This is a genomic window from Nocardia araoensis NBRC 100135, from assembly GCF_000308435.1.
Classification (GTDB): Bacteria; Actinomycetota; Actinomycetes; order Mycobacteriales; family Mycobacteriaceae; genus Nocardia; species Nocardia araoensis.
The window spans coordinates 1-764 of the sequence record NZ_BAFR01000253.1; the positions used below are offsets into that span (position 1 = coordinate 1).

General features: G+C 59.4%; 1 protein-coding gene. It reads left to right on the forward strand.

Annotation, left to right across the window (positions count from 1 at the left end):
- Positions 1-151: 151 nt before the first annotated feature.
- Positions 152-592 (forward strand): hypothetical protein, encoded by a 441-nt coding sequence (locus ON21_RS36140; RefSeq protein ID WP_157171021.1) that lies wholly within the window; start codon positions 152-154, stop codon positions 590-592.
- Positions 593-764 lie beyond the last annotated feature (172 nt).

A 764-nucleotide genomic window follows, 5' to 3' on the forward strand; every position in this document is an offset into this window, starting at 1 on the left:
ATCCATCAGCTTGTCGAATAATACAGTCCAGCAGCCAACCTCTACGTTGTGACCCACGGCCACCGCGCCTCATCCAGAGCACACACAAACGTGGATCATCACCCGGTGTCCGTCCTACTTTCTGGTAGACGCGCCCGGCCACGAACCTTCGATGGAGTACTGCTCCCGAATAGCTACGATCATTCGTGTGAGTGCCCCAAAACTTCGAGCATCTGATGCAAGCGGACAGACACTGGATGATCCGACCGACACCCAGGTGCACGACCTGTTCGCGTGCCTGAACGCACGCTGGCCGTTCGCGATCGTGGAAAGGCTCGATCGCGAGCCGACGGACCAGTTCTACTTCCAAATTCACCTCGAATACGTCGGTGACCAGGACCCGGACGCCGACAAAGAGGTCGACGTCGATTACGACGTCGAGTTCCGCGACGGCGGCCCGGACAAGCACTACCGCGCAAGGGTCACCGGCGGGCACACTATCGCCGGAAAGGACCTCGCGTACATCGTGTACACCGTGTATCGTGCATGGCGGACCGAAGATCCTCAGCTGGAAACTCTACTGTCGTGGGAATTGCTGACACCCGACAGCTGAGCCGATGAATCGGCAAGCCTCTCCAATCAGGCACTTCGCCCGGACACCAAGCCGATCCGGCAGCGCTGAGGGTTAGTCGACCCAGCCGTCGACGGTGGAGCAACCACCACCTGACGGCGAAATCCGGCTGGAGGGGACTGTAATTTTTTCGGTGTAACTCCTGGGCATCGGC

Coding starts and splice junctions, on each gene's coding strand:
- ON21_RS36140 (WP_157171021.1), top strand. CDS start 152: ATGGAGTACTGCTCCCGAATAGCTACGATCATTCGTGTGAGTGCCCCA.